This is a genomic window from Mycobacterium sp. 663a-19, from assembly GCF_035616495.1.
Lineage (GTDB): Bacteria > Actinomycetota > Actinomycetes > Mycobacteriales > Mycobacteriaceae > Mycobacterium.
Map to the genome: position 1 here is coordinate 158,620 of NZ_JAPJAV010000007.1, position 24,972 is coordinate 183,591.

Here is a 24,972-nt window from a genome sequence, read left to right on the forward strand (position 1 = left end):
GAAGGCACGATAGAAGGCGAAAACCCAAGCAGATGACCCGCCAACCGAGGAGCGGAAGTTGACCACCGAGTTCGTGCGCCACGATCTGGCCCAAAACTCAAGCAGCCCAACCGAATCCGATCGGGTGCGGGTGATCCGCGAGGGCGTCGCGTCGTATCTGCCCGACATCGACCCCGAGGAGACCGGCGAGTGGCTCGAATCGTTCGACGAGATGCTCGAACGCTCCGGGCCGGCCCGCGCCCGGTATCTGATGCTGCGCCTGCTGGAACGCGCCGGTGAGCAGCGGGTCGCGATCCCCGCGCTGACCTCCACCGACTACGTCAACACCATCCCCACCGAACTCGAACCGTGGTTCCCCGGCGACGAGGACGTCGAGCGCCGGTATCGGGCCTGGATCAGGTGGAACGCGGCGATCATGGTGCACCGCGCGCAGCGCCCGGGCGTCGGCGTTGGCGGGCACATCTCCACCTACGCCTCCTCGGCGGCGCTCTACGAGGTCGGGTTCAACCACTTCTTCCGCGGCAAGTCGCACCCCGGCGGCGGGGACCAGGTGTTCATCCAGGGCCACGCCTCGCCGGGCATCTACGCCCGCGCCTTCCTGGAGGGCCGGCTCACCGCCGACCAGCTGGACGGCTTCCGGCAGGAGCACAGCCATCCCGGCGGCGGCCTGCCCTCCTACCCGCACCCGCGGCTGATGCCCGACTTCTGGGAGTTCCCGACGGTGTCGATGGGCCTGGGCCCGATGAACGCGATCTACCAGGCCCGGTTCAACCACTACCTGCACGACCGGGGCATCAAGGACACCTCCGACCAGCACGTGTGGTGCTTCCTCGGCGACGGCGAGATGGACGAGCCGGAGAGCCGCGGCCTGCTGCACGTCGGCGCGCTCGAGGGGCTGGACAACCTGACCTTCGTCATCAACTGCAACCTGCAGCGCCTGGACGGCCCGGTGCGCGGCAACGGCAAGATCATCCAGGAGCTGGAGTCGTTCTTCCGGGGCGCGGGCTGGAACGTCATCAAGGTGGTGTGGGGCCGCGAGTGGGACGCCCTGTTGCACGCCGACAAGGACGGCGCGCTGGTGAACCTGATGAACACCACGCCCGACGGCGACTATCAGACCTACAAGGCCAACGACGGCGGCTACGTGCGCCAGCATTTCTTCGGCCGCGATCCACGCACCAAGGCGCTCGTCGAGCACATGACCGATTCCGAGATCTGGAACCTCAAGCGCGGCGGGCACGACTACCGCAAGGTCTACGCCGCCTACCGGGCCGCCGTCGACCACAAGGGCCAGCCCACCGTGATCCTGGCGAAGACCATCAAGGGCTACTCGCTGGGCGCGCACTTCCAGGGCCGCAACGCCACGCACCAGATGAAAAAGCTTGCGCTGGAAGACCTCAAGTGGTTCCGCGACGCCATCCGGATCCCGATCAGCGACGCCCAGCTCGAGGAGGACCCGTACCTGCCCCCGTACTACCACCCGGGCCCGGAGGCCCCCGAGATCCGCTACCTGCTCGACCGGCGCCGCGCGCTGGGCGGCTTCGTGCCCGAGCGGCGCACCAAGGCCAAGGCGCTGACGCTGCCGAGCCGCGACATCTACAAGGCCCTGAAGAAGGGCTCGGGTCAACAGGAGGTGGCCACCACCATGGCCACCGTGCGCACCTTCAAGGAACTGTTGCGCGACAAGGAGATTGGGCCCCGCATCGTGCCGATCATCCCCGACGAGGCACGCACCTTCGGCATGGACTCGTGGTTCCCGAACCTGAAGATCTACAACCGCAACGGCCAGCTCTACACGTCCGTCGACGCCGAATTGATGTTGGCGTACAAGGAAAGTGAAGCCGGCCACATCCTGCACGAGGGCATCAACGAGGCCGGATCCGCCGCGTCGTTCGCCGCCGTCGGCACCTCGTACGCCACGCACAACGAGCCGATGATCCCGATCTACATCTTCTATTCGATGTTCGGGTTCCAGCGCACCGGCGACGGCCTGTGGGCCGCGGCCGACCAGATGGCCCGCGGCTTCCTGCTCGGGGCAACCGCCGGACGCACCACGCTGACCGGCGAGGGCCTTCAGCACGCCGACGGCCACTCGCTGTTGCTGGCGGCCAGCAACCCGGCGGTGGTCGCCTACGACCCGGCCTTCGCCTACGAGATCGCCTACATCGTGGAAAGCGGGCTGGCGCGGATGTTCGGCCCGAACCCGGAGAACGTGTACTTCTACATCACCATCTACAACGAGCCCTACGTGCAGCCGCCGGAGCCGGAGAACTTCGACCCCGAGGGCCTGCTGCGCGGCATCTACCGCTACCGCGCCGCCACGGAACAGCGCGCGAACAAGGCGCAGCTCCTGGCGTCCGGGGTGGCCATGCCGTCGGCGCTGCGGGCGGCGGAGATGCTGGCCGCCGAGTGGGACGTCGCCGCCGATGTGTGGTCGGTGACCAGCTGGGGCGAGCTCAACCGCGACGGCGTCGCCGTCGAGCGGGCCCGGCTGCGCCACCCGGACCAGCCGGCCGGCACCCCGTACGTGACCGCGGCCCTCGCCGATGCCGGCGGCCCGGTGGTGGCGGTGTCGGACTGGATGCGCGCGGTGCCCGAGCAGATCCGGCCGTGGGTGCCCGGCACCTACGTCACGCTGGGCACCGACGGGTTCGGCTTCTCCGACACCCGGCCCGCCGCGCGGCGCTTCTTCAACACCGACGCCGAATCCCAGGTGGTCGCGGTGCTGGAGGCGCTGGCCCGCGACGGCGAGATCGACCCGTCGGTGCCGGTCGCGGCCGCCCGCCAGTACAAGATCGACGACGTGCAGGCCGCCCCGGAGCAGACGTCCGATCCCGGCGTGGCCTGACGCTCGCCGCGCCCGGTTTGGCCGCCGCGACTAAGACACCCCCGAGGCCCGGGCGCGGCTTTGGCGGAAAGTTCCAGAAATCTGACGTAGGTTTTAGGGGTGAATGACAACCCCTTCGCCGGCCCGTTCGCCAAGCAGCCAAGGTCGCCCTTGGAAATGCTGGACACCGTCCCCGATTCCCTGCTGCGCCGGTTGAAGCAGTACTCGGGCCGGCTGGCGACCGAGGCGGTGTCGGTCATGCAGGAGCGCCTGCCGTTCTTCGCCGATCTGGAGGCGTCGCAGCGGGCCAGCGTGGCCCTGGTGGTGCAAACAGCCATCAACAACTTCGTCGAGTGGATGCAGGACCCGCACAGCAACGTGAGCTACACCGCGCAGGCCTTCGAGCTGGTGCCCCAGGACCTTGCCCGCCGGATCGCGCTGCGCCACAGCGTGGACATGGTGCGGGTGACCATGGAGTTCTTCGAGGAGGTCGTGCCCCTGGTGGCCCGCTCCGAAGAGCAGCTGACCGCGCTGACGGTGGGCATCTTGAAGTACAGCCGCGACCTGGCCTTCACCGCCGCCAGCTCGTACGCGGACGCGGCCGAGGCGCGCGGCACCTGGGACAGCCGAATGGAGGCCAGCGTCGTCGACGCGGTGGTGCGCGGCGACACCGGTCCGGAGCTGCTGTCCCGCGCGGCCGCGTTGAACTGGGACACCACCGCCCCGGCGACGGTGGTGGTCGGGACCCCGGCGCCCGGGCGCGACGACGCCAACGGCCAGGGCGACAGCGAGCGGGCCAGCCAGCTCGTCCGCGACGTCGCCCTGCGGCACGCCCGCGCGGCGCTCACCGACGTGCATGGCACCTGGCTGGTGGCGATCGTGTCCGGCCACCTGTCGCCGACCGACAAGTTCCTCGGCGACCTGTTGGAGGCCTTCTCCGACGGCCCGGTGGTCATCGGACCCACCGCGCCGATGCTGACGGCCGCCTATCACAGCGCCAGCGAGGCGATATCGGGGATGAACGCCGTCGCCGGCTGGAGCGGGGCGCCCCGGCCGGTGCTGGCCCGCGAACTGCTGCCCGAACGCGCCCTGATGGGCGATGCGTCGGCGATCGTGGCGTTGCACACCGACGTGATGGGTCCCCTGGCCGACGCCGGACCGACCCTCGTCGAGACCCTTGAAGCCTTCTTAGATTCTGGCGGCGCGATTGAGGCTTGCGCGCGCAAGTTGTTCGTTCATCCAAACACGGTCCGCTACCGCCTCAAGCGGATCACCGACTTCACCGGGCGCGATCCCACTCAGCCCCGTGATGCGTATGTGCTGCGTGTGGCGGCGACGGTGGGTCAGCTCAACTACCCGACGACTCCCTCTGCCGTTGCCAGCAGCACGATCACGCCCGTTCCCCTGCCGGTCAGAGGGGGTGCCGCGGCGGCGTCGGGGCGATAGTGATCCAGCCAACAGATCGCGGCCCGGTATCAAACATGTAGCTTACAAGGCCGTTTTGTAGGGTGTATACAAAAACCTAAGACGAGGTTCATGATCTGTTACACCCGCCAAAACCGTTTCCACAGTGTTCTCTTAGACACGTGATTGCGTTTCTTGCGCCCGGACAGGGCTCGCAGACCGAGGGAATGCTGTCGCCGTGGCTGGAGCTGTCGGGCGCGGCTGACCAACTCGCCCTGTGGTCGAAGGCCAGCGGTCTGGACCTGGTTCGGCTGGGCACCACCGCCTCGACCCAAGAGATCACCGACACCGCCGTCACGCAGCCATTGGTCGTCGCGGCCACGCTGCTGGCCCACCAGGAGCTGACCAAGCGCGGCCTGCCGGCCGGCGAGGAATTGGTCGTGGCCGGCCACTCCGTCGGCGAGATCGCGGCCTACGCGATCGCCGGTGTGCTGGGTGCCGACGACGCCGTCGCGCTGGCCGCCACCCGCGGCGCCGAGATGGCCAAGGCCTGCGCCATCGAGCCGACGGGCATGTCCGCGGTGCTCGGCGGCGACGAGGCCGAGGTGCTGGCCCGGCTCGAGCAGCTCGACCTGTTCCCGGCCAACCGCAACGCGCCCGGCCAGATCGTGGCCGCCGGCTCGCTGGCCGCGTTGGACAAGCTGGCCGAGGACCCGCCGGCCAGGGCCCGGGTGCGCGCGCTGGGCGTGGCCGGGGCGTTCCACACCAAGTACATGGCCTCGGCCCTCGACGCCTACGCCGCCGCGGCGGCGTCCATCACGACCGCCGAGCCCACCGCCACGCTGTTGTCCAACCGCGACGGAAAGCCGGTAGCCTCGGCGGCCGCGGCGATGGACGCGCTGGTTGCCCAGCTGACCCAGCCGGTGCGCTGGGACCTGTGCACCGACACGCTTCGTGAGCTCAATGTCACGGCGATCGTGGAGTTCCCCCCTGCGGGCACCCTCACCGGCATCGCCAAGCGCGAACTTCGGGGGGTTCCGGCACACGCCGTCAAGTCACCCGCAGACCTGGACGAGTTGGCCAACCTCTAGACGCCAGCTCGGCCAGTACAACCAAAAAGCACGTCAGTTCGATTTACACACAACACATTACGAAGGGAAGCAAGGCTGTGGCCGTCACTCAGGAAGAAATCATCGCCGGTATTGCGGAGATCATCGAAGAGGTCACCGGTATCGAGCCCTCCGAGGTCACCCCGGAGAAGTCGTTCGTCGACGACCTGGACATCGACTCGCTGTCGATGGTCGAGATCGCCGTTCAGACCGAGGACAAGTACGGCGTCAAGATCCCCGACGAGGACCTCGCCGGTCTCCGCACCGTCGGTGACGTCGTCGCCTACATCCAGAAGCTCGAGGAAGAGGACCCCGAGGCCGCCGCGGCGCTGCGCGCCAAGATCGAGTCCGAGAACCCCGAGGCCGTCGCCAACGTCAAGGCGAGAATGGAAGCGGACAGCAAGTGACCAAGCCTTCCACTGCCAATGGCGGTTACCCCAGCGTCGTGGTAACCGCCGTCACGGCGACGACATCGATCGCGCCGGACATCGAGAGCACGTGGAAGGGCTTGTTGGCCGGCGAATCCGGCATCCACGTCCTCGAGGACGAGTTCATCACGAAGTGGGACCTGCCCGTCAAGATCGGCGGACACCTCAAGGAGCCCGTCGACAACCACATGGGCCGACTCGACATGCGCCGCATGTCCTACGTGCAGCGGATGAGCAAGTTGCTGTCCGGTCAGCTGTGGGAGTCCGCGGGCAACCCAGAGGTCGATCCCGACCGGTTCACGGTCGTGGTCGGCACCGGTCTGGGTGGCGCCGAGCGGATCGTGGAGAGCTACGACTTGATGAACGAGGGCGGCCCCCGCAAGGTGTCGCCGCTCGCCGTTCAGATGATCATGCCCAACGGCGCCGCGGCGACCGTCGGGCTGCAGCTGGGGGCACGCGCCGGGGTGATGACCCCGGTGTCGGCCTGCTCGTCGGGCTCGGAGGCGATTGCCCACGCGTGGCGTCAGATCGTCATGGGTGATGCCGACATCGCCGTCTGCGGCGGTGTGGAGGGTCCGATCGAGGCGCTGCCCATCGCGGCGTTCTCCATGATGCGGGCCATGTCGACCCGCAACGACGAGCCCGAGCGCGCGTCGCGGCCGTTCGACAAGGACCGCGACGGCTTCGTGTTCGGTGAGGCCGGGGCGCTCATGGTCATCGAGACCGAGGAGCACGCCAAGGCCCGCGGCGCCAAGCCGCTGGCCCGGTTGCTCGGCGCCGGTATCACCTCGGACGCCTTCCACATGGTGGCGCCCGCGCCGGACGGCGTGCGTGCCGGCCGGGCGATGACACGGGCGCTGGAGTTGGCGGGCTTGTCCCCCAAGGACGTCGACCACGTCAACGCACACGGAACCGCGACACCGATCGGCGACACGGCCGAGGCCAATGCGCTCCGGGTCGCCGGTTGCGAGCACGCCGCGGTGTATGCACCCAAATCCGCACTGGGACACTCGATCGGCGCAGTCGGGGCGCTGGAGTCGGTGCTCACGGTGCTGACCCTGCGGGACGGCGTCATCCCGCCCACCCTCAACTACGAAACTCCCGATCCCGAAATCGATCTGGACGTCGTCGCAGGCGAACCCCGCCACGGCGACTACGAGTACGCGATCAACAACTCATTCGGGTTTGGCGGGCATAACGTCGCGCTCGCCTTCGGGCGCTACTGAGGCACGAAAGGAACGTTCGCCACACCCATGACAGAGCTGGTTACGGGGAAAGCTTTCCCCAACGTGGTCGTCACCGGCATTGCCATGACGACCGCCCTGGCACCCGACGCGGAAACCACCTGGAAGCTGTTGCTAGACAGCCAAAGTGGGATCCGCACCCTCGACGACCCGTTCGTCGAGGAGTTCGACCTGCCGGTCCGCATCGGTGGGCATCTCGTGGAAGAGTTCGACAGCCAGCTGACTCGCATCGAGCTGCGCCGGACGGGCTATCTGCAGCGGATGTCCACCATCTTGGGCCGCCGGGTGTGGGAGAACGCCGGTTCACCCGAAGTCGACACCAACCGGTTGGCCGTTTCCATCGGCACGGGCCTGGGCTCGTCCGAGGAGATGGTCTTCAGCTACGACGACATGCGTGCCCGCGGGATGAAGGCGGTCTCGCCGCTGGGTGTGCAGAAGTACATGCCCAACGGTGCGGCCGCCGCGGTCGGACTGGAATTGCACGCCAAAGCCGGTGTGATGACGCCGGTTTCGGCGTGCGCGTCCGGTAATGAAGGCATCGCGCGTGCCTGGCAGCAGATCGTGCTGGGTGAGGCGGACATCGCGGTTTGCGGTGGCGTCGAGACCAGAATCGAGGCGGTGCCGATCGCGGCGTTCGCCGCGATGCGCATCGTGATGTCGACCAAAAACGACGACCCCGCCGGCGCCTGTCGCCCGTTCGACCGGGACCGCGACGGTTTCGTGTTCGGCGAGGCCGGCGCGCTGATGGTGATCGAGACCGAGGAGCACGCAAAAGCGCGCGGCGCCAACATCCTTGCCCGGATCATGGGGGCCAGCGTCACCTCGGACGGCTTCCACATGGTGGCGCCGGACCCCAACGGTGAACGCGCGGGGCACGCGATGACCCGGGCGATCCAACTGGCGGGCCTCACCCCCGGCGACATCGACCACGTCAACGCCCACGCCACCGGCACCCAGGTCGGCGACCTGGCCGAGAGCAAGGCCATCAACCTCGCCCTCGGCAGCAACAAGCCGGCGGTGTACGCGCCCAAGTCCGCCCTCGGCCACTCGGTGGGTGCGGTCGGCGCGGTGGAGTCGATCCTGACCGTCATGGCGTTGCGGGATCAGCTGGTCCCGCCGACCCTGAACCTTGAAAACCTTGATCCGGAAATCGATTTGGACGTGGTGGCGGGCAAGCCGCGGCACGGTGATTTCCGGTATGCGGTCAACAACTCGTTCGGATTCGGCGGCCACAACGTGGCAATCGCCTTCGGGCGGTACTAAACAGCGGCATCGACCGCCAGCATCACCGGAAACAGGAGACCCGCGATGACACTCATGGCCCCCGAGGCGGTTGGCGAGTCGCTCGACCCCCGCGACCCGTTGTTGCGTCTGAGCAATTTCTTCGACGACGGCAGCATCGAGCTGCTGCACGAGCGTGACCGCTCGGGTGTGCTTGCCGCCGCGGGCACCGTGAACGGCGTGCGCACGATCGCGTTCTGCACGGACGGAACCGTGATGGGCGGCGCGATGGGCATCGAGGGCTGCACGCACATCGTCAACGCCTACGACACCGCCATCGAGGAGCAGAGCCCGATCGTGGGCATCTGGCATTCCGGCGGCGCCCGGCTGGCCGAGGGCGTCAAGGCGCTGCACGCGGTGGGCCTGGTGTTCGAGGCGATGATCCGGGCGTCGGGCTATGTCCCGCAGATCTCGGTGGTCGTCGGGTTCGCCGCTGGCGGCGCTGCCTACGGGCCGGCGCTGACCGATGTCGTCGTGATGGCCCCGGAGAGCCGGGTGTTCGTCACTGGGCCCGACGTTGTGCGCAGCGTCACCGGCGAGGACGTCGACATGGCCGCGCTCGGCGGCCCGGAGACCCACCACAAGAAGTCCGGCGTGTGCCACATCGTCGCCGACGACGAGCTCGACGCCTACGAGCGGGGTCGCCGACTGGTCGGATTGTTCTGCCAGCAAGGGCATTTCGACCGGAATAAGGCCGAGGCCGGTGACACCGACATCCACGCGTTGCTGCCCGAGTCGTCACGGCGGGCCTACGACGTGCGCCCGATCGTGACCGCGATCCTGGACGACGAGACGCCGTTCGACGAGTTCCAGGCCAACTGGGCGCCGTCGATGGTGATCGGGCTGGGCCGGCTGTCCGGCCGCACGGTCGGTGTGCTGGCCAACAACCCGCTGCGCCTCGGCGGCTGCCTGAACTCCGAAAGCGCCGAGAAGGCAGCGCGTTTCGTGCGCCTCTGCGACGCCTTCGGCATTCCGCTGGTGGTGGTCGTCGACGTTCCGGGCTATCTGCCCGGTGTCGACCAGGAGTGGGGCGGCGTGGTGCGCCGCGGCGCCAAGCTGCTGCACGCGTTCGGGGAGTGCACCGTTCCGCGCGTCACGCTGGTCACCCGAAAGACGTACGGCGGGGCCTACATTGCGATGAACTCCCGGTCGCTGAACGCCACCAAGGTGTTCGCGTGGCCGGACGCGGAGGTCGCGGTGATGGGCGCCAAGGCCGCCGTCGGCATCCTGCACAAGAAGAAGCTGGCCGCCGCGCCGGACGACGAGCGCGAGGCGCTGCACGACCAGCTGGCCGCAGAGCACGAGCGCATCGCCGGTGGCGTCGACAGTGCCATCGAGATCGGCGTGGTCGACGAGAAGATCGACCCGGCGCACACCCGCAGCAAGCTCACCGAGGCGCTGGCCCAGGCGCCGGCGCGCCGCGGCCGTCACAAGAACATCCCGCTGTAGTTCATCGGGGGCTACCCGGCCCCGGGCGAATGCGGAATCACCGAGGCGCGGAACCCAATTCGCTGAACAGCTCCCTCGGTCTGGCGCCCGATCATGCCGCCCAGCGGGAACTTGGACACGGTCGCGCTCGGCGCCGCCGGCAGCGCGCCGCCCGAGCCAACCGGCATGGCTTTGGCGTCGAGCAATGGCGCCGCCGCGGGCACCGACAGCGCGTTGCCCCAACTCGGCGGTACCGACAGCGTCCCGAGCGACGCCGCTCGGCCCAGGCTCGCGGACGGTGCGGCGCCGCCGAAACCACCCAACGGTCCCAGCCCGCCCAGGTGCCCCAAGCCGCCCAAGCCTCCTAAGCCTCCCGACTGGGTCAGCTCGTCGGCGCCCGTGAAGTCGAGGCCCACGCCGAGCAAGTCCAGACCGACGCCACCGCCGTCCAAGCCCACCAAACCGACCGCGTCCATGCCGAGGCCCGCGCTGTCCTCGACCAAGCCCAGTTCGCCTTCGTTCAGGCCGGTCAGGCCGGTCGCGGCGCCTTCGAGCGCGCCGGCGCTCTTACCGATGCCCTTCAACGCCCCGTTGCCCGACACGCCGGTGAGGCTGGAAAGCGCGGTGATTGGGGCCGAGGCCGCCGAGGACGCTCCCGATGCGGCGATCGTTCCCGCGGTGGACGACCCCGGGGTTGTCAGCCCGTGCAACGCCTGCGGCACGACGGACATGAGTTGCGTCGACGCCCTCTGAGCGTGCGCGCCGGCGCTGGCCCCGACGCCAAGCCCACTCGGGTTGGTCGTCCGCGGTGGCGGCGTGAAGGCCGTCAGCGTCGAGGAGGCGGCCGAACCCGCCGCGTACTCGTACATCGCCGTGGTGTCTTGGGCCCACATCTCGGCGTATTCCGCCTCGTTGGCCATGATCGCGGGCGTGTTCTGGCCCAGGATGTTGGTCGCAACCAAGGCCGCCAACCGAACCCGGTTGGCCGCGACCGCTGGCGGTGGCACCGTCATCGCGTGGGCGGTTTCATAAGTTGCCGCGGCCGCCGCCGCCTGGCTGGCCGCCGCCTCACATTGGGTGGCGGTCGCCCTCATCCACATCAGGTAGGGCGCGACGGCGGCGGCCATCGACACCGACGACGGGCCCGCCCACTCTTGGGTCAGGCTTGCGATCACCGACTGATAACCGCCTGCGGCGATGTGCAGTTCGCCGGCCAGTGTGTCCCATGCGGCGGAAGCGGCCAGCAGTGACGCCGTTCCCGGACCCATGTACATCCGAGTGGAGTTGATCTCGGGTGGCAATGCCCCAAAATCCATCGTATTTCCTTTGCCTGGTTGAGCTTTGCTGTTCGTGAGCAGACGGCAGTCGCACGCCAACGAAGCAGCGTTGATTCCGCAAGAGCGAACTAGATGAGCGCTGGGGACGTCTCTCCGCAGCGCAGCGTTAGAATCGGGCGCGACCGATCAGCGACGGGCCACGCAGAGTTTGGTCAAAAGATCCTGCCCGGCAAGGACAGTCGCGGGTGCGCGCGAGCGTGCGTCGTCCCTGCGGTGCACCCCGGCCACCCACTCGATCGAGGGTGGCGACCAGGACCAACGGGGCTCGGACACCGACCAGGTCGTTGCGCGATGGTGTTTGAATCCCGTGCTCTTTGCTGCCTTGTCGTCCCACGTGGTCCCCAGGTCCCGCCGACTCACCCGGGCGGAGACGTCACGGGAATGCACCGGGTCGGGATCCAGGACGCCCTGTGACGTTGCGGACATCGACTGCGCTGCATCATTTGCGACGTCAGTGTGCAAAGCCCAGCAGCCGAGAACAGCAGCGAAAAGAGACAGCACAGCAACGACGGTTGTGGCCGACCGGCAGCGTAACCGTCGTGAATGTTCGCCAGAGCCCCCGAAATTCACAGTACTTACGACTGTAGCAGCGGGGATGGCCCGCGATCGCCGGCGCCTTTTCCGGCGAGCGTCAGCGGCCCAGGATCGCCGAAAGCGCGTGGCGGAGTTCGCCTTCGGAGTCGCTGGGCAGTCGCTCGGCGCGCCAGCCGACGAAGGCGTCCGGGCGGATCAGAAGCGCGCCTTCGGGCGCGAGTCCGGTGGCCGCGGCCCAGGCTTCGTCGTCGATGCGATGGGCGGTGACCGGGATGTCCAGGGCGGCAGCGGCCGAAGCGACGGCCGAGCGCCATCGCTCGTCGCCGGTGAGCACGGTGAATCCGGGTCCCAGCAGATCGAGCGTCGAAACGCCCTCCCGGATCCACACGTGCGGAACGCGGGTGCCGGGCTGACCGCGCAACTCCTCCACCAGCGACACGGCGTCCGGATCCGCGGGCGGGGGTTCGCCGGAAACCACGGCGGCCGAGCGGTATTGGTAGCCGGCCAACAATGCGAACATCGGCGCCTCTTCCTCCGGCGCCAATTGCGGTCGGTCGTCGTCCAGCCTGAGCAGCGCAATGGATGGCCCGGTGAGCGACTGGTGTGCGTTGAAGCGCCCGACCGGATGCCGCTCGGCGTGGTAGGTGCCCAGGAGCGCGGGCCGGGCCTGGCCGTTCAGGACGGCGGCGAGCTTCCACGCCAGGTTGTCCGCGCTCTGGCTGGCGGTATTGGCGCCGCCGGCTTTGAACGGCGGCATGGTGTGGGCGGCGTCGCCGACGAGAAAGACTCGCCCGCACCGGAATTGGTCGGCCACCAGTTCGTAGGGTTGCCACGAGGCGACTTCGATGACCTGCGTGTCGATCCGCTCGCCGAAGGCACGGGTGAGCAGTTCGGCGCAGCGCTCGGGTGTGAATTGCTCCGCCGATTCGCCCTCGCGCGGCAAGTACGTCGTGATGAACATGCCGAGGTCGCCCTCGGCCACCAGGAAGATCCCCTCCACGTCGGCGTTTTTGACTTGCACGCCATCCCCGTCGTTCAGGTCCGGGACGAACTTTCGCCACGGCGCCTTGAAGTAGACGAAGATGACGAAGATCGGCAACGCACCGTATCCCGAGGTGCTCACGCCGAGCCGGTCCCGGGTCGGGCTGTGCACACCGTCGGCGGCGACCAGATAGTCGGCGCGCACGCTCTCGGTCCGCCCCGAATCCCGTTCGCGCACAACCGCTGTCACCCCGGTGTCGTCCTGCTGGAACGACACCAGCTCCGTCCCGTAGCGAACCTCGTTACCCTGCCGCCGCGTTTCGGCCAGCAGCATCGGCTCCAGCCTGCTCTGCGGGCAGTATTGCGCGGCCGGTTCGGGGCTCAGCCCGGCGAAGGGCGCGAAGATGCCGTCGATGTCAATGGCCGGTGCTTCGTCGGGGCTGTTCAGCGTCGGCTTGACGACCATCGCGGACACGCCTTCGGCGACGGCGTGGACCTCGTCGCTCAGACCCAGGGCGCGCAGGATCTCCAGGCTGCGGAAGCTCAGGTTGCGGGCCTTCGGGTAGATGAAGGCCTCGCGGCGCCTTTCGATCAGCAGCGAACGAACGCCGTGCTTGGCCAGCAGCGCCGACGTGGCCAGCCCGCCGGCGCCGGCGCCGACGATGAGGACCGGAACGCGGATCTGCATACTGATAGACAGTACCATTTGCGACTAGCTATCACAATGTGGGGTGGTGCAAGATTGCTGGGTGAGCAGCGGTCGCAGTCCCTCGGCGATGATGGACGTCGCGTTCGAGGAGGCGCGCGCCGGGCTCGCGGAGGGCGGCATCCCGATCGGGGCGGCGCTGTTCACCGCCGACGGGGTCTTGCTCGGGCGGGGCCGCAATCGCCGTGTGCAACAAGGGGATCCGTCGCTGCACGCCGAGGTCGACGCGTTCCGCGCGGCCGGCAGGCAGCTGGACTACCGGTCCACGGTCATGGTGACCACGCTGTCGCCGTGCTGGTATTGCAGCGGCCTGGTGCGGCAGTTCGGCATCGGCTCGCTGCTGGTCGGCGAATCCCGAACGTTCAGCGGCGGGCACGAATGGCTGGCCGAAAACGGGGTGAGCGTCACAGTGCTCGACGACCCGCGCTGCGTGGCGCTGATGTCGGCCTTCGTCGCCGAGCACCCCGACCTGTGGCGCGAGGACATCGGTCGGCCGCCCTAGCCGAGGCGGGCCAGAAACTCCTCGGCCACGGACACCACCCGCTCGCGGTCGCGCGGCACCAGGCCGATGCGGGTCCGCCGGTCGAGGATGTCGTCGACGCTCAGGGCGCCCTCGTGGGTCACCGCGTATTCGAACTCCGCGCGGGTCACGTCGATCCCGTCGGCAACCGGGTCGCCGGGCCGCTCGCACGTCGACGCGGCGATGACGTTCGCCGCCTCGGCCCCGTACCGCAGGACCAGCGACTCGGGCAGGCCGGCCATGGGCGGCACCGTCGAACCCGGGTTGGCCGGCGCGCCGACCAGCGGCAGGTCGCGCGTTCGGCATTGCCCGGCGTGCAGCCGTCGAAGTTCGACCGCACGATCCAGCACATCCTCTGCCATGTAACGGTATTCGGTCAGCTTCCCGCCGATCACGCTGATGACGCCCGAGGATGATTCGACGACGGCGTGCTCGCGCGAGACGTCGGCGGTGCGGCCCTCCCCGGTGTCGATCAGCGGCCGCAAGCCCGCGTAGGCGCCGACGACATCGCTCTCTCGCAGCGCGCTGCCCAGCGCGGTGTTCACCGTGTCCAACAGGAAGGTGATCTCCCCCGAAGACGGTTGTGGCACATCGGGAATCGGGCCGGGCGCGTCCTCGTCAGTCAACCCGAGGTACACGCGGCCCAGCTGCTCGGGCATGGCGAACACGAAGCGGTTGAGCTCGCTGGGAATCGGAATCGTCAGCGCCGCAGCCGGATTGCCGAACGCAGGAGCGTCGAACACCAGGTGCGTCCCGCGGCTCGGCCGCAACCGCAACGATGCGTCGATCTCACCCGCCCACACCCCGGCGGCGTTGATGACGGCGCGGGCCGACACGTCGAACGACTCGCCGCTGCGTTGGTCGGTCAGCCGCGCCGAGCCGCCGATGGCCTCGGATGCCGCGACGTAGGTGAGGATTCGGGCCCCGTGCTGCGCGGCGGTGCGCGCGACCGCGGTGACCAGTCGGGCGTCGTCGATCAATTGCCCGTCGTAGGCGAGCAGGCCGCCGTCCAGGCCGTCGCGCCGGACCGTCGGGGCCATCTGCACCACGCGGTCGGCCGAGACCCGCCCGGAGCGGGGCAACACCGACGACGGCGTGCCCGTGAGCATCCGCAGCGCATCGCCGGCGAGGAATCCCGCGCGCACCAGGGCCCGTTTCGAACGGCTCATCGACGGCAGCAACGGAACCAGCTGCGGCATCGCGCGCACGAGGTGAGGGGCGTTGCGCGTCATCAGGATTCCGCGCTCGATGGCGCTGCGCCGCGCGATCCCGACGTTGCCCGTCGCCAGGTACCGCAGGCCACCGTGCACGAGCTTGGAGCTCCAGCGGCTGGTGCCGAACGCCAGGTCGTGCTTTTCCACCAGCGCCACCCGCAGGCCCCGCGCGGCGGCGTCCAGGGCGATCCCGGCTCCGGTGATGCCGCCGCCGATCACCAGGACGTCCAGCGGCTCGCCGTCGGCGAGGGCGCTCAGGTCGGCGGCGCGACGCGCGGCGTTCAGGGCGTTCAGGGCGCTCGGGGCCGTCACGACAGGTATCCGTTCAGCGAGTAGGTGAGCTCGGCGGTCAGCGCGTCGGCGTCGAGGATCGGCCGCACGATGCGCTCCGACTGGATGGTCGACTGGGCGATCAGCAGCACCATCGTGGCCATCTGCAGCGGGTCGCCGGCGCGGACGCTGCCGTGGCGCTGGGCGACCCGCAACCGGTCGGCAAGGGCGTCGATCAGCATCTGCTGGCTCGACCCGAGGCGTTCGGTGATGTAGATCGGCGCCAGCTCCGAATGCATCACCGACATCACCAGCTCGTCGCGGCGCAGCAGGTTGGCCACCGTAACGATCTGTCGCACAAGGGATTCACGGTCGTCGCCGAGCAGCGGCGCGTCGCGCATCACGTCGGTGATGTGGCGGGTCAAAAGGGCCGCGACGATCGACCGGGTGTCCGGCCACCGGCGGTACACGGTCGGCCGGCTCACCCCCGCGCGGCGGGCAATCTCGGCCAGGGTCACCCGGTCCACCCCGAAATCGACCACGCAACTGGCGGCCGCCGCGAGGATCCGTTCCCCGGTATCCGCGGGAGCATTACTGATTGACAGCATGTGTAATACTGTAACGCATGACGCAACCCGAGGAACTCCTCCCGCCGATGAAATGGAACGCGTGGGGAGATCCCGCCGCGGCCAAGCCGCTTTCCGAGGGAATCCGCGCGCTGCTGAAACAGGCTGTGGGACTGGAAGACTCGGCCCAGGCCGAACCCGAGGCCGATGACGTCAAGCTGCGCCCGTCCGCCCTGTCCGAAAAGGATCGCGACGCCCTGGCCGCGATCGTCGGCGCCGGCTACTGCCGCACCGCCGACCGCGACCGGCTGCTGCACGCCGGCGGCAAGTCCACCATCGACCTGCTGCGGCGCAAGGCCACCGGCGTCCAGGACGCTCCCGACGCGATCCTGCTGCCCGGCGACGAAGACGCCGTCGCCGCGATCCTGCGCTACTGCTCGGAGCAGCGCATCGCCGTCGTCCCGTTCGGCGGCGGCACCAGCGTCACCGGCGGTGTGAACCCCACCCGCGACGGCTTCAACGCGGTGGTGTCACTCGACTTGCGCCGCTTCGACCGGCTCGTCTCCCTCGACGAGATCTCCGGCCAGGCCGTGTTCGGCGCCGGCGTCACCGGCCCGGCCGCCGAACGCCTGCTCGGCGAACGCGGCTTCTCGCTCGGGCATTTCCCGCAGAGCTTCGAGTACGCCACCATCGGCGGCTTCGCGGCCACCCGATCGTCCGGCCAGGACTCGGCGGGCTACGGCCGGTTCAACGACATGGTTCGCGGGCTGCGGGTGATCACGCCCGTCGGCACGCTGGAGCTGGGCCGCGCACCGGAGTCGGCCGCGGGTCCCGACCTCCGTCAACTGCTGATCGGCTCGGAGGGCACCCTCGGCGTCATCACCCAGGTGCGGCTGCGCGTGCACCGCACGCCCGAGGCCGTGCGCTACGAGGCGTGGTCGTTCCCCGATTTCGCGACCGGAGCCGCGGCCCTGCGCGCGGTCACCCAGAATGCCACCGGCCCCACCGTCATTCGGCTCTCCGACGAGGCGGAGACGGGGGTCAACCTCGCCACCACCGAGTCGATCGGCGAGAACCAGATCACCGGCGGCTGCCTGGGCATCACCGTCTTCGAGGGCACCGCGGAGCACGTCGAAAGCCGGCACGCCGAGACCCGCGCGTTGCTGGCGACCCACGGCGGCACATCGCTGGGCGAGGCGCCCGCGCGGGCGTGGGAACGCGGCCGGTTCGCCGCGCCGTACCTGCGCGATTCGCTGCTGTCGGCGGGCGCGTTGTGCGAGACGCTCGAGACCGCGACCGATTGGTCCAACATCCCCGCGCTCAAGGCCGCCGTCACCGAGGCGCTCACCGGCGCGCTGGCCGAAACCGGCACACCGGCGCTGGTGATGTGCCACATCTCGCACGTCTACCCCACCGGCGCCTCGCTGTACTTCACCGTGGTCGCGGGGCAACGCGGCAACCCGATCGAGCAGTGGCAGAAGGCCAAGACCGCGGCGTCGGACGCGATGATGGCCAACGGCGCGACCATCACCCACCACCACGCGGTCGGCACCGACCACCGCCCGTGGATGCGCGACGAGGTGGGCGATCTCGGCGTGCAGGTGCTGCGGGCGGTCAAGGCGACATTGGATCCGGCCGGAATCCTCAACCCCGGCAAGCTGATTCCGTGACCAAGCGCGAGGTCGGCAAGGTGACCGCGCTGACCAATCCGGTGTCGGGTCACGGCGCCGCGATACGCGCGGCGCAGCGCGCCATCGCCCGGCTGCACGACCGGGGCGTGCAGGTCACCGAGATCATCGGCGACGACGCGCAAGACGCGCGCCACCTCGTCGCCGCCGAACTCGAACGGGGCACCGACGCGGTCATGGTCACCGGCGGCGACGGCGTCGTCTCCAACGCGCTGCAGGTGTTGGCCGGCACCGACGTTCCGCTGGGCATCATTCCGGCGGGCACCGGCAACGACCACGCCCGCGAATTCGCCATCCCGACAAAGGATCCCGAGGCCGCCGCCGACGTCGTCGCCGACGGCTGGACGCAAACCATCGACCTGGGCCGGATTCAGTGGGCCGACGGCCCTGAAAAATCCGCGAAGTGGTTCGGCACCGTGGCGGCGGCCGGATTCGATTCGCTGGTGACCGATCGCGCCAACCGGATGAGCTGGCCGCACGGGCGGCTGCGCTACTACATCGCGATGCTCGCCGAGCTTTCGCAGCTGCGAATGCTGCCGTTCCGGCTGGTGCTCGATGGCACGAAAGAGATCGACGCCGACATCACGCTCGCGGCGTTCGGCAACACCCGCAGCTACGGCGGTGGGCTGCTGATCTGCCCACGCGCCGACCCCACCGACGGCCTGCTCGACATCACCATGGCGCACTCGGCATCCCGGACCAAGCTGTTGCGCCTGTTCCCCACCGTCATGAAGGGCACCCATGTCGACCTCGACGAGGTGAGCACGGCGCGCGCGAAGTCGGTCCACGTCGAGTGCCCCGGCATCAACGTGTACGCCGACGGCGACTTCGCCAGCCCGCTGCCCGCGGAGATCTCGGCGGTGCCGGCCGCGCTGCAGATCCTTCGCCCCGCCCGCTGAGAGTCACGGCGGTGTAACGAATCGGGCACCGAACGCGACATCTTGGCGTACGCGCCGCAACGGGGGGCGCCGGACGGGGGAAAGATGTCGGGACACCGCAAGACCGCACTGATCGCCGTGGGCGCCGCCGCGTTGGGCTGCTCGGTATGGCTTTCCCCCGCGGCGCTGGCGGTTCAGGCCTCGCCCCTGAACGGGCCCTACCTGCTGACCTTCGCCGCCAACCAGAAGACCGGCACCAGCGTGGCCGCCCGCCAGCCCGAAACCTCCCAGCGGGCCAGCTACTCGTTCACGTCGAGCTGCTCGACGGGCGTCTGCGTCGCCACGGTCAACAACCCCCCGGCACCCAAGAGCCCGTATGAGCAGCGATCGATCCAATTCGCCTGGAACGGGTCTCAGTGGGTGCAGCAGATCAACCGGACCTGGGATTGCCCGATGCTCGGCGGCGGTGTGGAACACGACCCGGCGAGGTCCATCACCGCCCTGACGCCCGGCCCCGACGGCACCCTGACCGGCGTGTTTCACATCGACATCGTCCGCGGCGCGTGCGCGGGCACCCTCGAGATGCCGGTGTCCGCGACCCCGGTAAGCCCGCCGGTTGTCTAACCGCCGCCGAGCAGACGCAAAAGCCCCCAAAAACAGGCGTTTTTGGGGGCTTTTGCGTCTGCTCGCGCAACCAACAGCTAGCCGACGCCCCGGCTGAGCCAGGTCACCTCTCCGGCGTCGCCGCCGTCGCGGTACACCTCGAGCGCCTCGTCCCAGGCCGTGCCCAGCACCGAGTCCAGCTCGGCGGCCAGGCTGTCGGCGCCCTGCGCCATCAGTGCCCGCAGCCGCATCTCCCCGACCATGATGTCGCCGTTGGCGCTCATCGACCCGCTCCACAGGCCGAGCTGCGGAGTGTGGCTGAATCGCTGGCCGTCGACCCCGGGGCTGGGGTCCTCGGTGACCTCGAACCGCAGCACCGACCAGGAGCGCAACGCGTTCGCCAATCGGGCGCCGGTGCCCACCGGACCGACCCAGTTGGTGACCGCGCGCAGCTGGCCGGGCATCGCCGGCTGCGGGGTCCACTTCAGGTTGGCCTTGGACTGCAGGGTCGACGACAGCGCCCACTCGACATGCGGGCAGACCGCCGCGGGCGAGGCGTGGATATACACCACGCCAGCCGTCACGTCGGCGAATTGATTCGACGCACGCATTTCCTGCTCCTTCGGTTCCGCGAGGGACGTCTTCCCCAACGACCTGCGGATCCGCGGGCAGAAATGCTGATGTTTTTGTGTCCTGCGTGTCTATTGTGCCTTGTGATACCCGTGTTGCGCTAGTCTTCGATGCCTAATCGGTGTATTCGGCGATCACCGCGTCGGAGATCGCCGGCCACAAATCCAGCGCCCAATCGCCGAAATCGCGGTCCGTGAGGGCCACCAGCGCGAGCCCCGCGTCGGGATCCGCCCAGATGAAGCCGCCCGCCTGGCCGAAATGGCCGTACGTTCGCGCCGAGTTTCGCCCGCCCGTCCAGTGCGGCGATTTCGCGTCCCTGATCTCGAAGCCCAGCCCCCAATCGTTGGGCCGCTGCACCCCGTACCCGGGCAGCACACCGTTCAGGCCGGGAAATTGCACCGTCGTCGCCTCGGCGTGCATTTGCGCCGACACCGTGGCCGGGCGCAGCAGGTCGCCGGCGAAGCCGGCCAGGTCCGCGACCGTGGACGTCGCCCCGAACCCCGCGGCCGCGGCGCCGCCGTCCAGCCGGGTGGTCCCCATCCCCAGCGGTTCGCACACCGCCTCGGTCAGGTAGCGGCCGAACTCGATCCCCGACTCCCGCTGCACCGTCTCGGCCAGCACGGCGAAGCCGTAGTTGGAATAGATCCGCCGGGTGCCGGGCTTGGCCAGCACGTGATCGTTGAGCATCGCCAGGCCCGACGCGTGCGCCAACAGGTGGCGGACCGTGGAACCCGGCGGGCCGGCCGGGGCGTCCAAGTCGACGACGCCCTCCTCGATCGCGACGTGCACCGCCCGGGCGACCACCGGTTTGGTGACCGACGCCAGCACGAACACCTGCGTGGTGTCGCCGTGCGTGGCCAGAATCCCGTCGGGTCCGATCACCGCCGCGGAGGCGGCCGGGACCGGCCAGTCGGCGAGGGCCTTCAGGGATTCCGCCATCACTTCCTGGCGATGTAGTAGTTGTTCAGCGGGTCCGACTCGATCTCGGCCACCCGCACGTCACCGAAGCCGGCGTCGGCGAGCATCGAGGTGGCCAGCTGCGTGCCCCAGGCCGCGCCCAGCCCGGCCCCGTCGGCGGCCAGCGACACCGTCATGCAGTGCATCAGCGAGGTCGTGTAGAGGTAGGTGCTCATCGGGACGCCGACGTTGTCCTCGAGCCGGCTCGACGCCCTGATGTCGGCCATCAGGAACACGCCGCCGGGCCGCAGCGCCCGATGGATGTTTTCCAGCACCCGCCCCGGCTGGGCCTGGTCGTGGATGGCGTCGAACGCGGTGATGACGTCATAGGTGCCGGCCTTGTCCAGCTCGGGCAGGTTGTGGCTCTCGAAGGTCGCGTTGTCCAGGCCGAGCCGCGCCGCCTCCTGGGCGCCGACGGCGATGGCCTCCTCGGAAAAGTCGACGCCGGTGAACCGGCTGGCCGGAAACGCCTGTGCCATCACGTTGATCGCGTGGCCGCTGCCGCAGCCGAAGTCGGCGACGTCGGCCCCGGCCCGCAGGCGCTCGGGCAGGCCGTCGACCAACGGCAACACGACGTCGACGAGGGACGCGTCGAACACCGCGGCGCTCATCTCGGCCATCAGCGCGTGGAAGCGCGGAAATTCGCTGTACGGCAACCCGCCGCCGTTTCGGAAGCAGCCGATGATCTTCTGCTCGACCCCGCCCAGTTGCGGGACGAACAGGGCCACCAACGCGAGGTTGTCCGGCCCGGCGGCCCGGGTCAACACGCCCGCGCGGTGGGCGGGCAGCGAATAGGTGCCGGCGCCGGCGTCGTAGTCGACGACGTGCCCGGTGGTCATGCCGGCCAGCCACTCCCGCACGTAGCGTTCGTTGAGGCCGGCGGCCTCGGCGATCTGTGCGCTGGAGGCGGGCGGTAGCCCGGCCATGGTGTCGAGCAGGCCGGTTTGATGCCCGATGCTCAGCAGGATCGTGAGGCTGGCGCCGTCGATGGCCGCGGCCATTCGTCCGGCGAATTCCTCAGCCGTTTCGGTCGCCGTCATGGTCAGCGACGGTACACCGTAGGTTGGAGCGCATGAGTCAGACAGTGCGCGGAGTGATTTCACGCAAGAAGGGCGAACCCGTCGAGCTGGTGGACATCGTCGTGCCGGACCCCGGACCCGGCGAGGCCGTCGTCGACATCACCGCGTGCGGGGTCTGCCACACCGACCTGACTTACCGCGAGGGCGGCATCAACGACGAGTACCCGTTCCTGCTCGGGCACGAGGCCGCCGGCACGGTCGAGGCGGTCGGGGCTGGCGTGACCGCGGTGCAGCCGGGCGACTTCGTGATCCTGAACTGGCGCGCGGTGTGCGGCCAGTGCCGGGCGTGCAAGCGCGGCCGGCCGCAATTGTGCTTCGACACCTTCAACGCCGAGCAGAAGATGACGCTGACCGACGGCACCGAGCTCACCCCGGCGCTGGGCATCGGCGCGTTCGCGGACAAGACGCTGGTGGCCGCCGGGCAATGCACCAAGGTCGACCCCGCCGCCGACCCGGCCGTCGCGGGCCTGCTGGGCTGCGGGGTGATGGCCGGGATCGGCGCCGCGATCAACACCGGGGCGGTCGACCGCAACGACACCGTCGCGGTGATCGGCTGCGGCGGCGTGGGCGACGCCGCGATCGCGGGAGCCGCGCTGGTCGGTGCCCGGCGGATCATCGCCGTCGACACCGACAACGCCAAGCTGGACTGGGCGCGCAAGTTCGGCGCCACCCACACCGTCAACGCCCGCGAGCTCGACGTCGTCAAGACCATCCAGGACCTCACCGACGGCTTCGGCGCCAACGTGGTGATCGACGCCGTCGGCCGGCCCGAGACATGGAAGCAAGCCTTCTACGCCCGCGACCTCGCCGGAACCGTGGTGCTGGTCGGTGTGCCCACGCCCGACATGCGGCTGGACATGCCGCTGGTGGACTTCTTCTCCCACGGCGGGTCGCTGAAGTCGTCGTGGTATGGCGACTGCCTGCCCGAGCGCGACTTTCCCGCCCTGATCGACCTCTACCTGCAGGGCCGGCTTCCGTTGGAGCAGTTCGTTTCCGAGCGCATCGGCCTGGGCGACGTCGAGGAGGCGTTCCACAAGATGCACCAGGGCAAGGTGCTGCGTTCGGTGGTGGTGTTGTAGTGGCTCGCATCGATCGCGTGGTGACCCACGGAACCTTCGAACTCGACGGTGGCAGTTGGGAAGTCGACAACAACATCTGGCTCGTCGGCGACGACTCCGACGTCGTGGTGTTCGACGCCGCCCACGACACGGCGCCCATCATCAAGGCCGTGGGTGGCCGCAATGTGGTCGCGGTGGTGTGCACGCACGGCCACAACGATCACGTCACGGTGGCCCCACAGCTCGGCGCGGCGCTGGACGCACCGGTGCTGCTGCATCCGGGCGACGAGGTGCTGTGGCGAATAACCCACCCGGACAAGGGCTTTCGCACCGTCGCCGACGGTGACACGTTGAGCGTGGCCGGCACCGAATTGCGGGCGCTGCACACCCCGGGCCACTCCCCCGGATCGGTGTGCTGGTACGCCCCCGAGCTCGGCGTGGTGTTCAGCGGCGACACCCTGTTCTCCGGTGGGCCGGGCGCAACGGGCCGGTCGTTCTCCGACTTCCCGACGATCCTGCAGTCGATCTCCGAGCGGCTCGGCAAGCTGCCCGGCGAGACCGTCGTGCACACCGGCCACGGCGACAGCACCACCGTCGGCGACGAGATCGTCCACTACGAGGAATGGGTGGCCCGCGGCCACTAGTCTTCTTTCTCGCGAGCGTCCCCAAAATGCCAGCCGTACCGGCGTGTCGCTGTACAAATGGGCGCGCTCGCGGCGCTTACAAATATCGCCTCACGCGCTCGCAGTATCGAAGGTATTCCTGGCCGTAATGGTTGCGCATGAACTCCTCCTCACGCAGGACCTGGCGGTGAAACAGCGCGAGCCCACCGGCGAGGTAGGCCAAGGGTATCCAGTTGGGAAAAGCCAGGAACTCACCGATCAAGATCAGCGCACCGCCGACGTAGATCGGGTTGCGGCTCACCGAAAAGATGCCCGTCGTGACCAATTCGTCGGGGTGGTCAACGTCGATGCCGACGCGGAAGCTGCGGCCGAACGAGACCAGGCTGGCCATCAGGACCACCAATCCGCCGAGGCATAGCGCAACCCCTGCCCATGCCGCGGCGTTCGAATGGAAGAACCGCTGCCTGCTAACGATCGGCCAGTCGAAGGCGGCGGCGAAGACCGTGTAGAAGTAGAACAGCGCTACCGGCGGAATCAGAAAGTCCGTCTTGTCGATGTTCCCGAAATGCATTGCCTGCGTGCCGGTTCTGCGCAGCAGGATGACTCTCGTCATCACTATGGCAAGCAAGACCACGAGCGTTGACGCGGCGAGATATCCGGGCATCTTGGTCGCATTTCCTCTCCGGGGCCCACACCTTGACACTATAGTAGGTCTTATGCCTAGTAAGATGTCAACAGGCAATGAATTCGGGGTGCCGCCAGCCTTGGTGGACGCCGCGATCCGCGCGGCGGAGCGGTGCGGCCGGCCGGTGGCCGAGGTGCCGGTGGACACCCTCGCCGAGTCGGCCGGAATCTCGCGCAGCACGCTGCTGCGCAGGATCGGGGGATCTCGGCGGGCGTTGGATGAGGCGGTGCGCAACGCCGGCGTCGATCCCGGTGGGCGGCCGGTGCGCGAACGCGCCATTGAAGCCGGGGCTCGGTTGATCAGCGATCGCGGGCTCGCGTCGGTGACGCTGGAATCCGTTGCCGAGTCCGCGCATTGCTCAACGGCCAGCCTGCAGAGCATATTCGGCACCCGCGACCGATTGTTCGCGGCGATTTACCAGCGCTACAGTCCGCTGAGCGATCTAGCCGTTCTGTTTTCCGACGAAACCGCGCGCATCGAGGACACGGTGGCGAGCTTTTACGAGGTGATGACGGTCGGTCTGACCCGCGAACCGCGGGTGGCCCCCGCGATGCTGGCCGACCTGCTGGCGAGCCCGCATGGAGCCGCCGCCAAGGTCTTTGCCGACTACTTTCCTCAGGCGGTGGTCACGGTCGGAGGATGGCTACGGCGGCAGGTGGCCGCGGGTGCGATCCGCGACATCCCGATCCCCCTGTTGATGCAGCAACTGACCGGGCCTCTGATGGCCCACGTGTTGATGCGGCCCGCCATCGGGCAGCCCGATTGGGAGATGCCCGATCCGGAACAGGTGTGTGCGGCATTCACGAGCATGTTCCTCAATGCCGTTGGGATGCAAGCGAGTCCAGACTCTCGCGAGCGTGCGCAAAATGCCAGCCGTACCGGCGTGTCGCCGTCCAGACATGCTCGCTCGCGGCGAGGCTAG

Annotated in this window: 22 protein-coding genes; 14 read left to right on the plus strand and 8 right to left on the minus strand. The window is 68.9% G+C overall.

Translation table 11 applies throughout. The annotated features are described in order from the left end of the window. The first annotated feature begins 58 nt into the window (after positions 1–58). The 7 genes from aceE to OQ968_RS14470 all read left to right on the plus strand — a co-directional run bounded on the left by aceE (position 59) and on the right by OQ968_RS14470 (position 9,742). A complete protein-coding gene (aceE, locus tag OQ968_RS14440; protein WP_324678916.1) occupies positions 59–2,848 on the plus strand; it encodes a pyruvate dehydrogenase (acetyl-transferring), homodimeric type in 2,790 nt (929 codons plus the stop codon). A gap of 99 nt (positions 2,849–2,947) precedes the next feature. Next, positions 2,948–4,273 (plus strand): PucR family transcriptional regulator, encoded by a 1,326-nt coding sequence (locus tag OQ968_RS14445; protein WP_324678918.1) that lies wholly within the window; start codon positions 2,948–2,950, stop codon positions 4,271–4,273. 140 nt (positions 4,274–4,413) lie between these two features. Beyond that, the gene (locus tag OQ968_RS14450; RefSeq protein ID WP_324678920.1) at positions 4,414–5,322 is read left to right on the plus strand and encodes an ACP S-malonyltransferase; all 909 of its coding nucleotides are present in this window, start codon (positions 4,414–4,416) and stop codon (positions 5,320–5,322) included. A 77-nt stretch (positions 5,323–5,399) separates the two neighbouring features. Beyond that, positions 5,400–5,747, plus strand: a complete 348-nt coding sequence (gene acpM / locus OQ968_RS14455) for a meromycolate extension acyl carrier protein AcpM (RefSeq protein ID WP_068108932.1) — start codon at positions 5,400–5,402, stop codon at positions 5,745–5,747. Continuing rightward, a complete protein-coding gene (gene kasA, locus OQ968_RS14460) occupies positions 5,744–6,994 on the plus strand; it encodes a 3-oxoacyl-ACP synthase KasA (protein WP_324678924.1) in 1,251 nt (416 codons plus the stop codon). Before acpM ends, kasA begins: the two co-directional genes overlap by 4 nt. Positions 6,995–7,021: 27 nt before the next feature. Beyond that, positions 7,022–8,275 (plus strand): 3-oxoacyl-ACP synthase KasB, encoded by a 1,254-nt coding sequence (gene kasB / locus OQ968_RS14465; RefSeq protein ID WP_324678926.1) that lies wholly within the window; start codon positions 7,022–7,024, stop codon positions 8,273–8,275. A 45-nt stretch (positions 8,276–8,320) separates the two neighbouring features. Then, on the plus strand, positions 8,321–9,742 hold the full coding sequence (locus OQ968_RS14470) for an acyl-CoA carboxylase subunit beta (protein WP_324678928.1): 1,422 nt from the start codon (positions 8,321–8,323) through the stop codon (positions 9,740–9,742). 11 nt (positions 9,743–9,753) lie between these two features. Here OQ968_RS14470 and OQ968_RS14475 read toward each other — a convergent pair whose 3' ends face one another. Together OQ968_RS14475 and OQ968_RS14480 are read right to left on the minus strand one after the other, a co-directional pair. After that, positions 9,754–11,037, minus strand: a complete 1,284-nt coding sequence (locus OQ968_RS14475; RefSeq protein WP_324678929.1) for a PPE family protein — start codon at positions 11,035–11,037, stop codon at positions 9,754–9,756. Between the two features lie 652 nt (positions 11,038–11,689). After that, entirely contained in the window at positions 11,690–13,261 is a 1,572-nt protein-coding gene (locus OQ968_RS14480) for an FAD-dependent monooxygenase (protein ID WP_324678932.1), read from the minus strand. Between the two features lie 88 nt (positions 13,262–13,349). Between OQ968_RS14480 and OQ968_RS14485 the strand changes: the two genes are divergently transcribed. Then, the gene (locus tag OQ968_RS14485) at positions 13,350–13,781 is read left to right on the plus strand and encodes a nucleoside deaminase (protein WP_324679232.1); all 432 of its coding nucleotides are present in this window, start codon (positions 13,350–13,352) and stop codon (positions 13,779–13,781) included. Here OQ968_RS14485 and OQ968_RS14490 read toward each other — a convergent pair. Beyond that, complete coding sequence (locus OQ968_RS14490) at positions 13,778–15,307, minus strand: glycerol-3-phosphate dehydrogenase/oxidase (RefSeq protein ID WP_324679234.1); 1,530 nt, start codon at positions 15,305–15,307, stop codon at positions 13,778–13,780. The genes OQ968_RS14485 and OQ968_RS14490 overlap by 4 nt on opposite strands. A gap of 14 nt (positions 15,308–15,321) precedes the next feature. Beyond that, on the minus strand, positions 15,322–15,891 hold the full coding sequence (locus OQ968_RS14495) for a TetR/AcrR family transcriptional regulator (RefSeq protein WP_324678934.1): 570 nt from the start codon (positions 15,889–15,891) through the stop codon (positions 15,322–15,324). A gap of 47 nt (positions 15,892–15,938) precedes the next feature. On the opposite strand from OQ968_RS14495, the gene OQ968_RS14500 reads away from it, so the two are divergent. From OQ968_RS14500 to OQ968_RS14510, 3 genes are all read left to right on the plus strand, one after another. Continuing rightward, positions 15,939–17,519 carry an FAD-binding oxidoreductase gene (locus tag OQ968_RS14500; protein WP_420715918.1) on the plus strand — a complete coding sequence of 527 codons (1,581 nt, stop codon included), beginning with the start codon at positions 15,939–15,941 and terminating at the stop codon, positions 17,517–17,519. Next, complete coding sequence (locus tag OQ968_RS14505; RefSeq protein WP_324678938.1) at positions 17,516–18,436, plus strand: diacylglycerol kinase; 921 nt, start codon at positions 17,516–17,518, stop codon at positions 18,434–18,436. Before OQ968_RS14500 ends, OQ968_RS14505 begins: the two co-directional genes overlap by 4 nt. 84 nt (positions 18,437–18,520) lie before the next feature. Then, positions 18,521–19,039 carry a hypothetical protein gene (locus tag OQ968_RS14510; RefSeq protein WP_324678941.1) on the plus strand — a complete coding sequence of 173 codons (519 nt, stop codon included), beginning with the start codon at positions 18,521–18,523 and terminating at the stop codon, positions 19,037–19,039. A gap of 77 nt (positions 19,040–19,116) precedes the next feature. Here OQ968_RS14510 and OQ968_RS14515 read toward each other — a convergent pair whose 3' ends face one another. The 3 genes from OQ968_RS14515 to OQ968_RS14525 form a co-directional block, all read right to left on the minus strand. Further along, complete coding sequence (locus OQ968_RS14515; protein ID WP_324678942.1) at positions 19,117–19,629, minus strand: DUF3145 domain-containing protein; 513 nt, start codon at positions 19,627–19,629, stop codon at positions 19,117–19,119. Positions 19,630–19,762: 133 nt separating this feature from the next. Continuing rightward, positions 19,763–20,587, minus strand: a complete 825-nt coding sequence (locus tag OQ968_RS14520) for a serine hydrolase domain-containing protein (protein ID WP_324678944.1) — start codon at positions 20,585–20,587, stop codon at positions 19,763–19,765. Beyond that, positions 20,587–21,645 carry a class I SAM-dependent methyltransferase gene (locus OQ968_RS14525; protein ID WP_324678946.1) on the minus strand — a complete coding sequence of 353 codons (1,059 nt, stop codon included), beginning with the start codon at positions 21,643–21,645 and terminating at the stop codon, positions 20,587–20,589. The genes OQ968_RS14520 and OQ968_RS14525 overlap by 1 nt, the downstream gene beginning before the upstream one ends. 32 nt (positions 21,646–21,677) lie before the next feature. Here OQ968_RS14525 and OQ968_RS14530 point away from each other — a divergent pair, with 32 nt between their 5' ends. Beyond that, the gene (locus OQ968_RS14530) at positions 21,678–22,763 is read left to right on the plus strand and encodes an S-(hydroxymethyl)mycothiol dehydrogenase (RefSeq protein WP_324678948.1); all 1,086 of its coding nucleotides are present in this window, start codon (positions 21,678–21,680) and stop codon (positions 22,761–22,763) included. Continuing rightward, the gene (locus tag OQ968_RS14535; RefSeq protein WP_324678950.1) at positions 22,763–23,386 is read left to right on the plus strand and encodes an MBL fold metallo-hydrolase; all 624 of its coding nucleotides are present in this window, start codon (positions 22,763–22,765) and stop codon (positions 23,384–23,386) included. Before OQ968_RS14530 ends, OQ968_RS14535 begins: the two co-directional genes overlap by 1 nt. Before the next feature lie 76 nt (positions 23,387–23,462). Here OQ968_RS14535 and OQ968_RS14540 read toward each other — a convergent pair whose 3' ends face one another. Further along, on the minus strand, positions 23,463–24,029 hold the full coding sequence (locus tag OQ968_RS14540) for an isoprenylcysteine carboxylmethyltransferase family protein (RefSeq protein ID WP_324678952.1): 567 nt from the start codon (positions 24,027–24,029) through the stop codon (positions 23,463–23,465). A gap of 103 nt (positions 24,030–24,132) precedes the next feature. On the opposite strand from OQ968_RS14540, the gene OQ968_RS14545 reads away from it, so the two are divergent. Further along, positions 24,133–24,972: a TetR/AcrR family transcriptional regulator gene (locus OQ968_RS14545; RefSeq protein ID WP_324678954.1), complete on the plus strand. Its 840-nt coding sequence runs from the start codon at positions 24,133–24,135 to the stop codon at positions 24,970–24,972.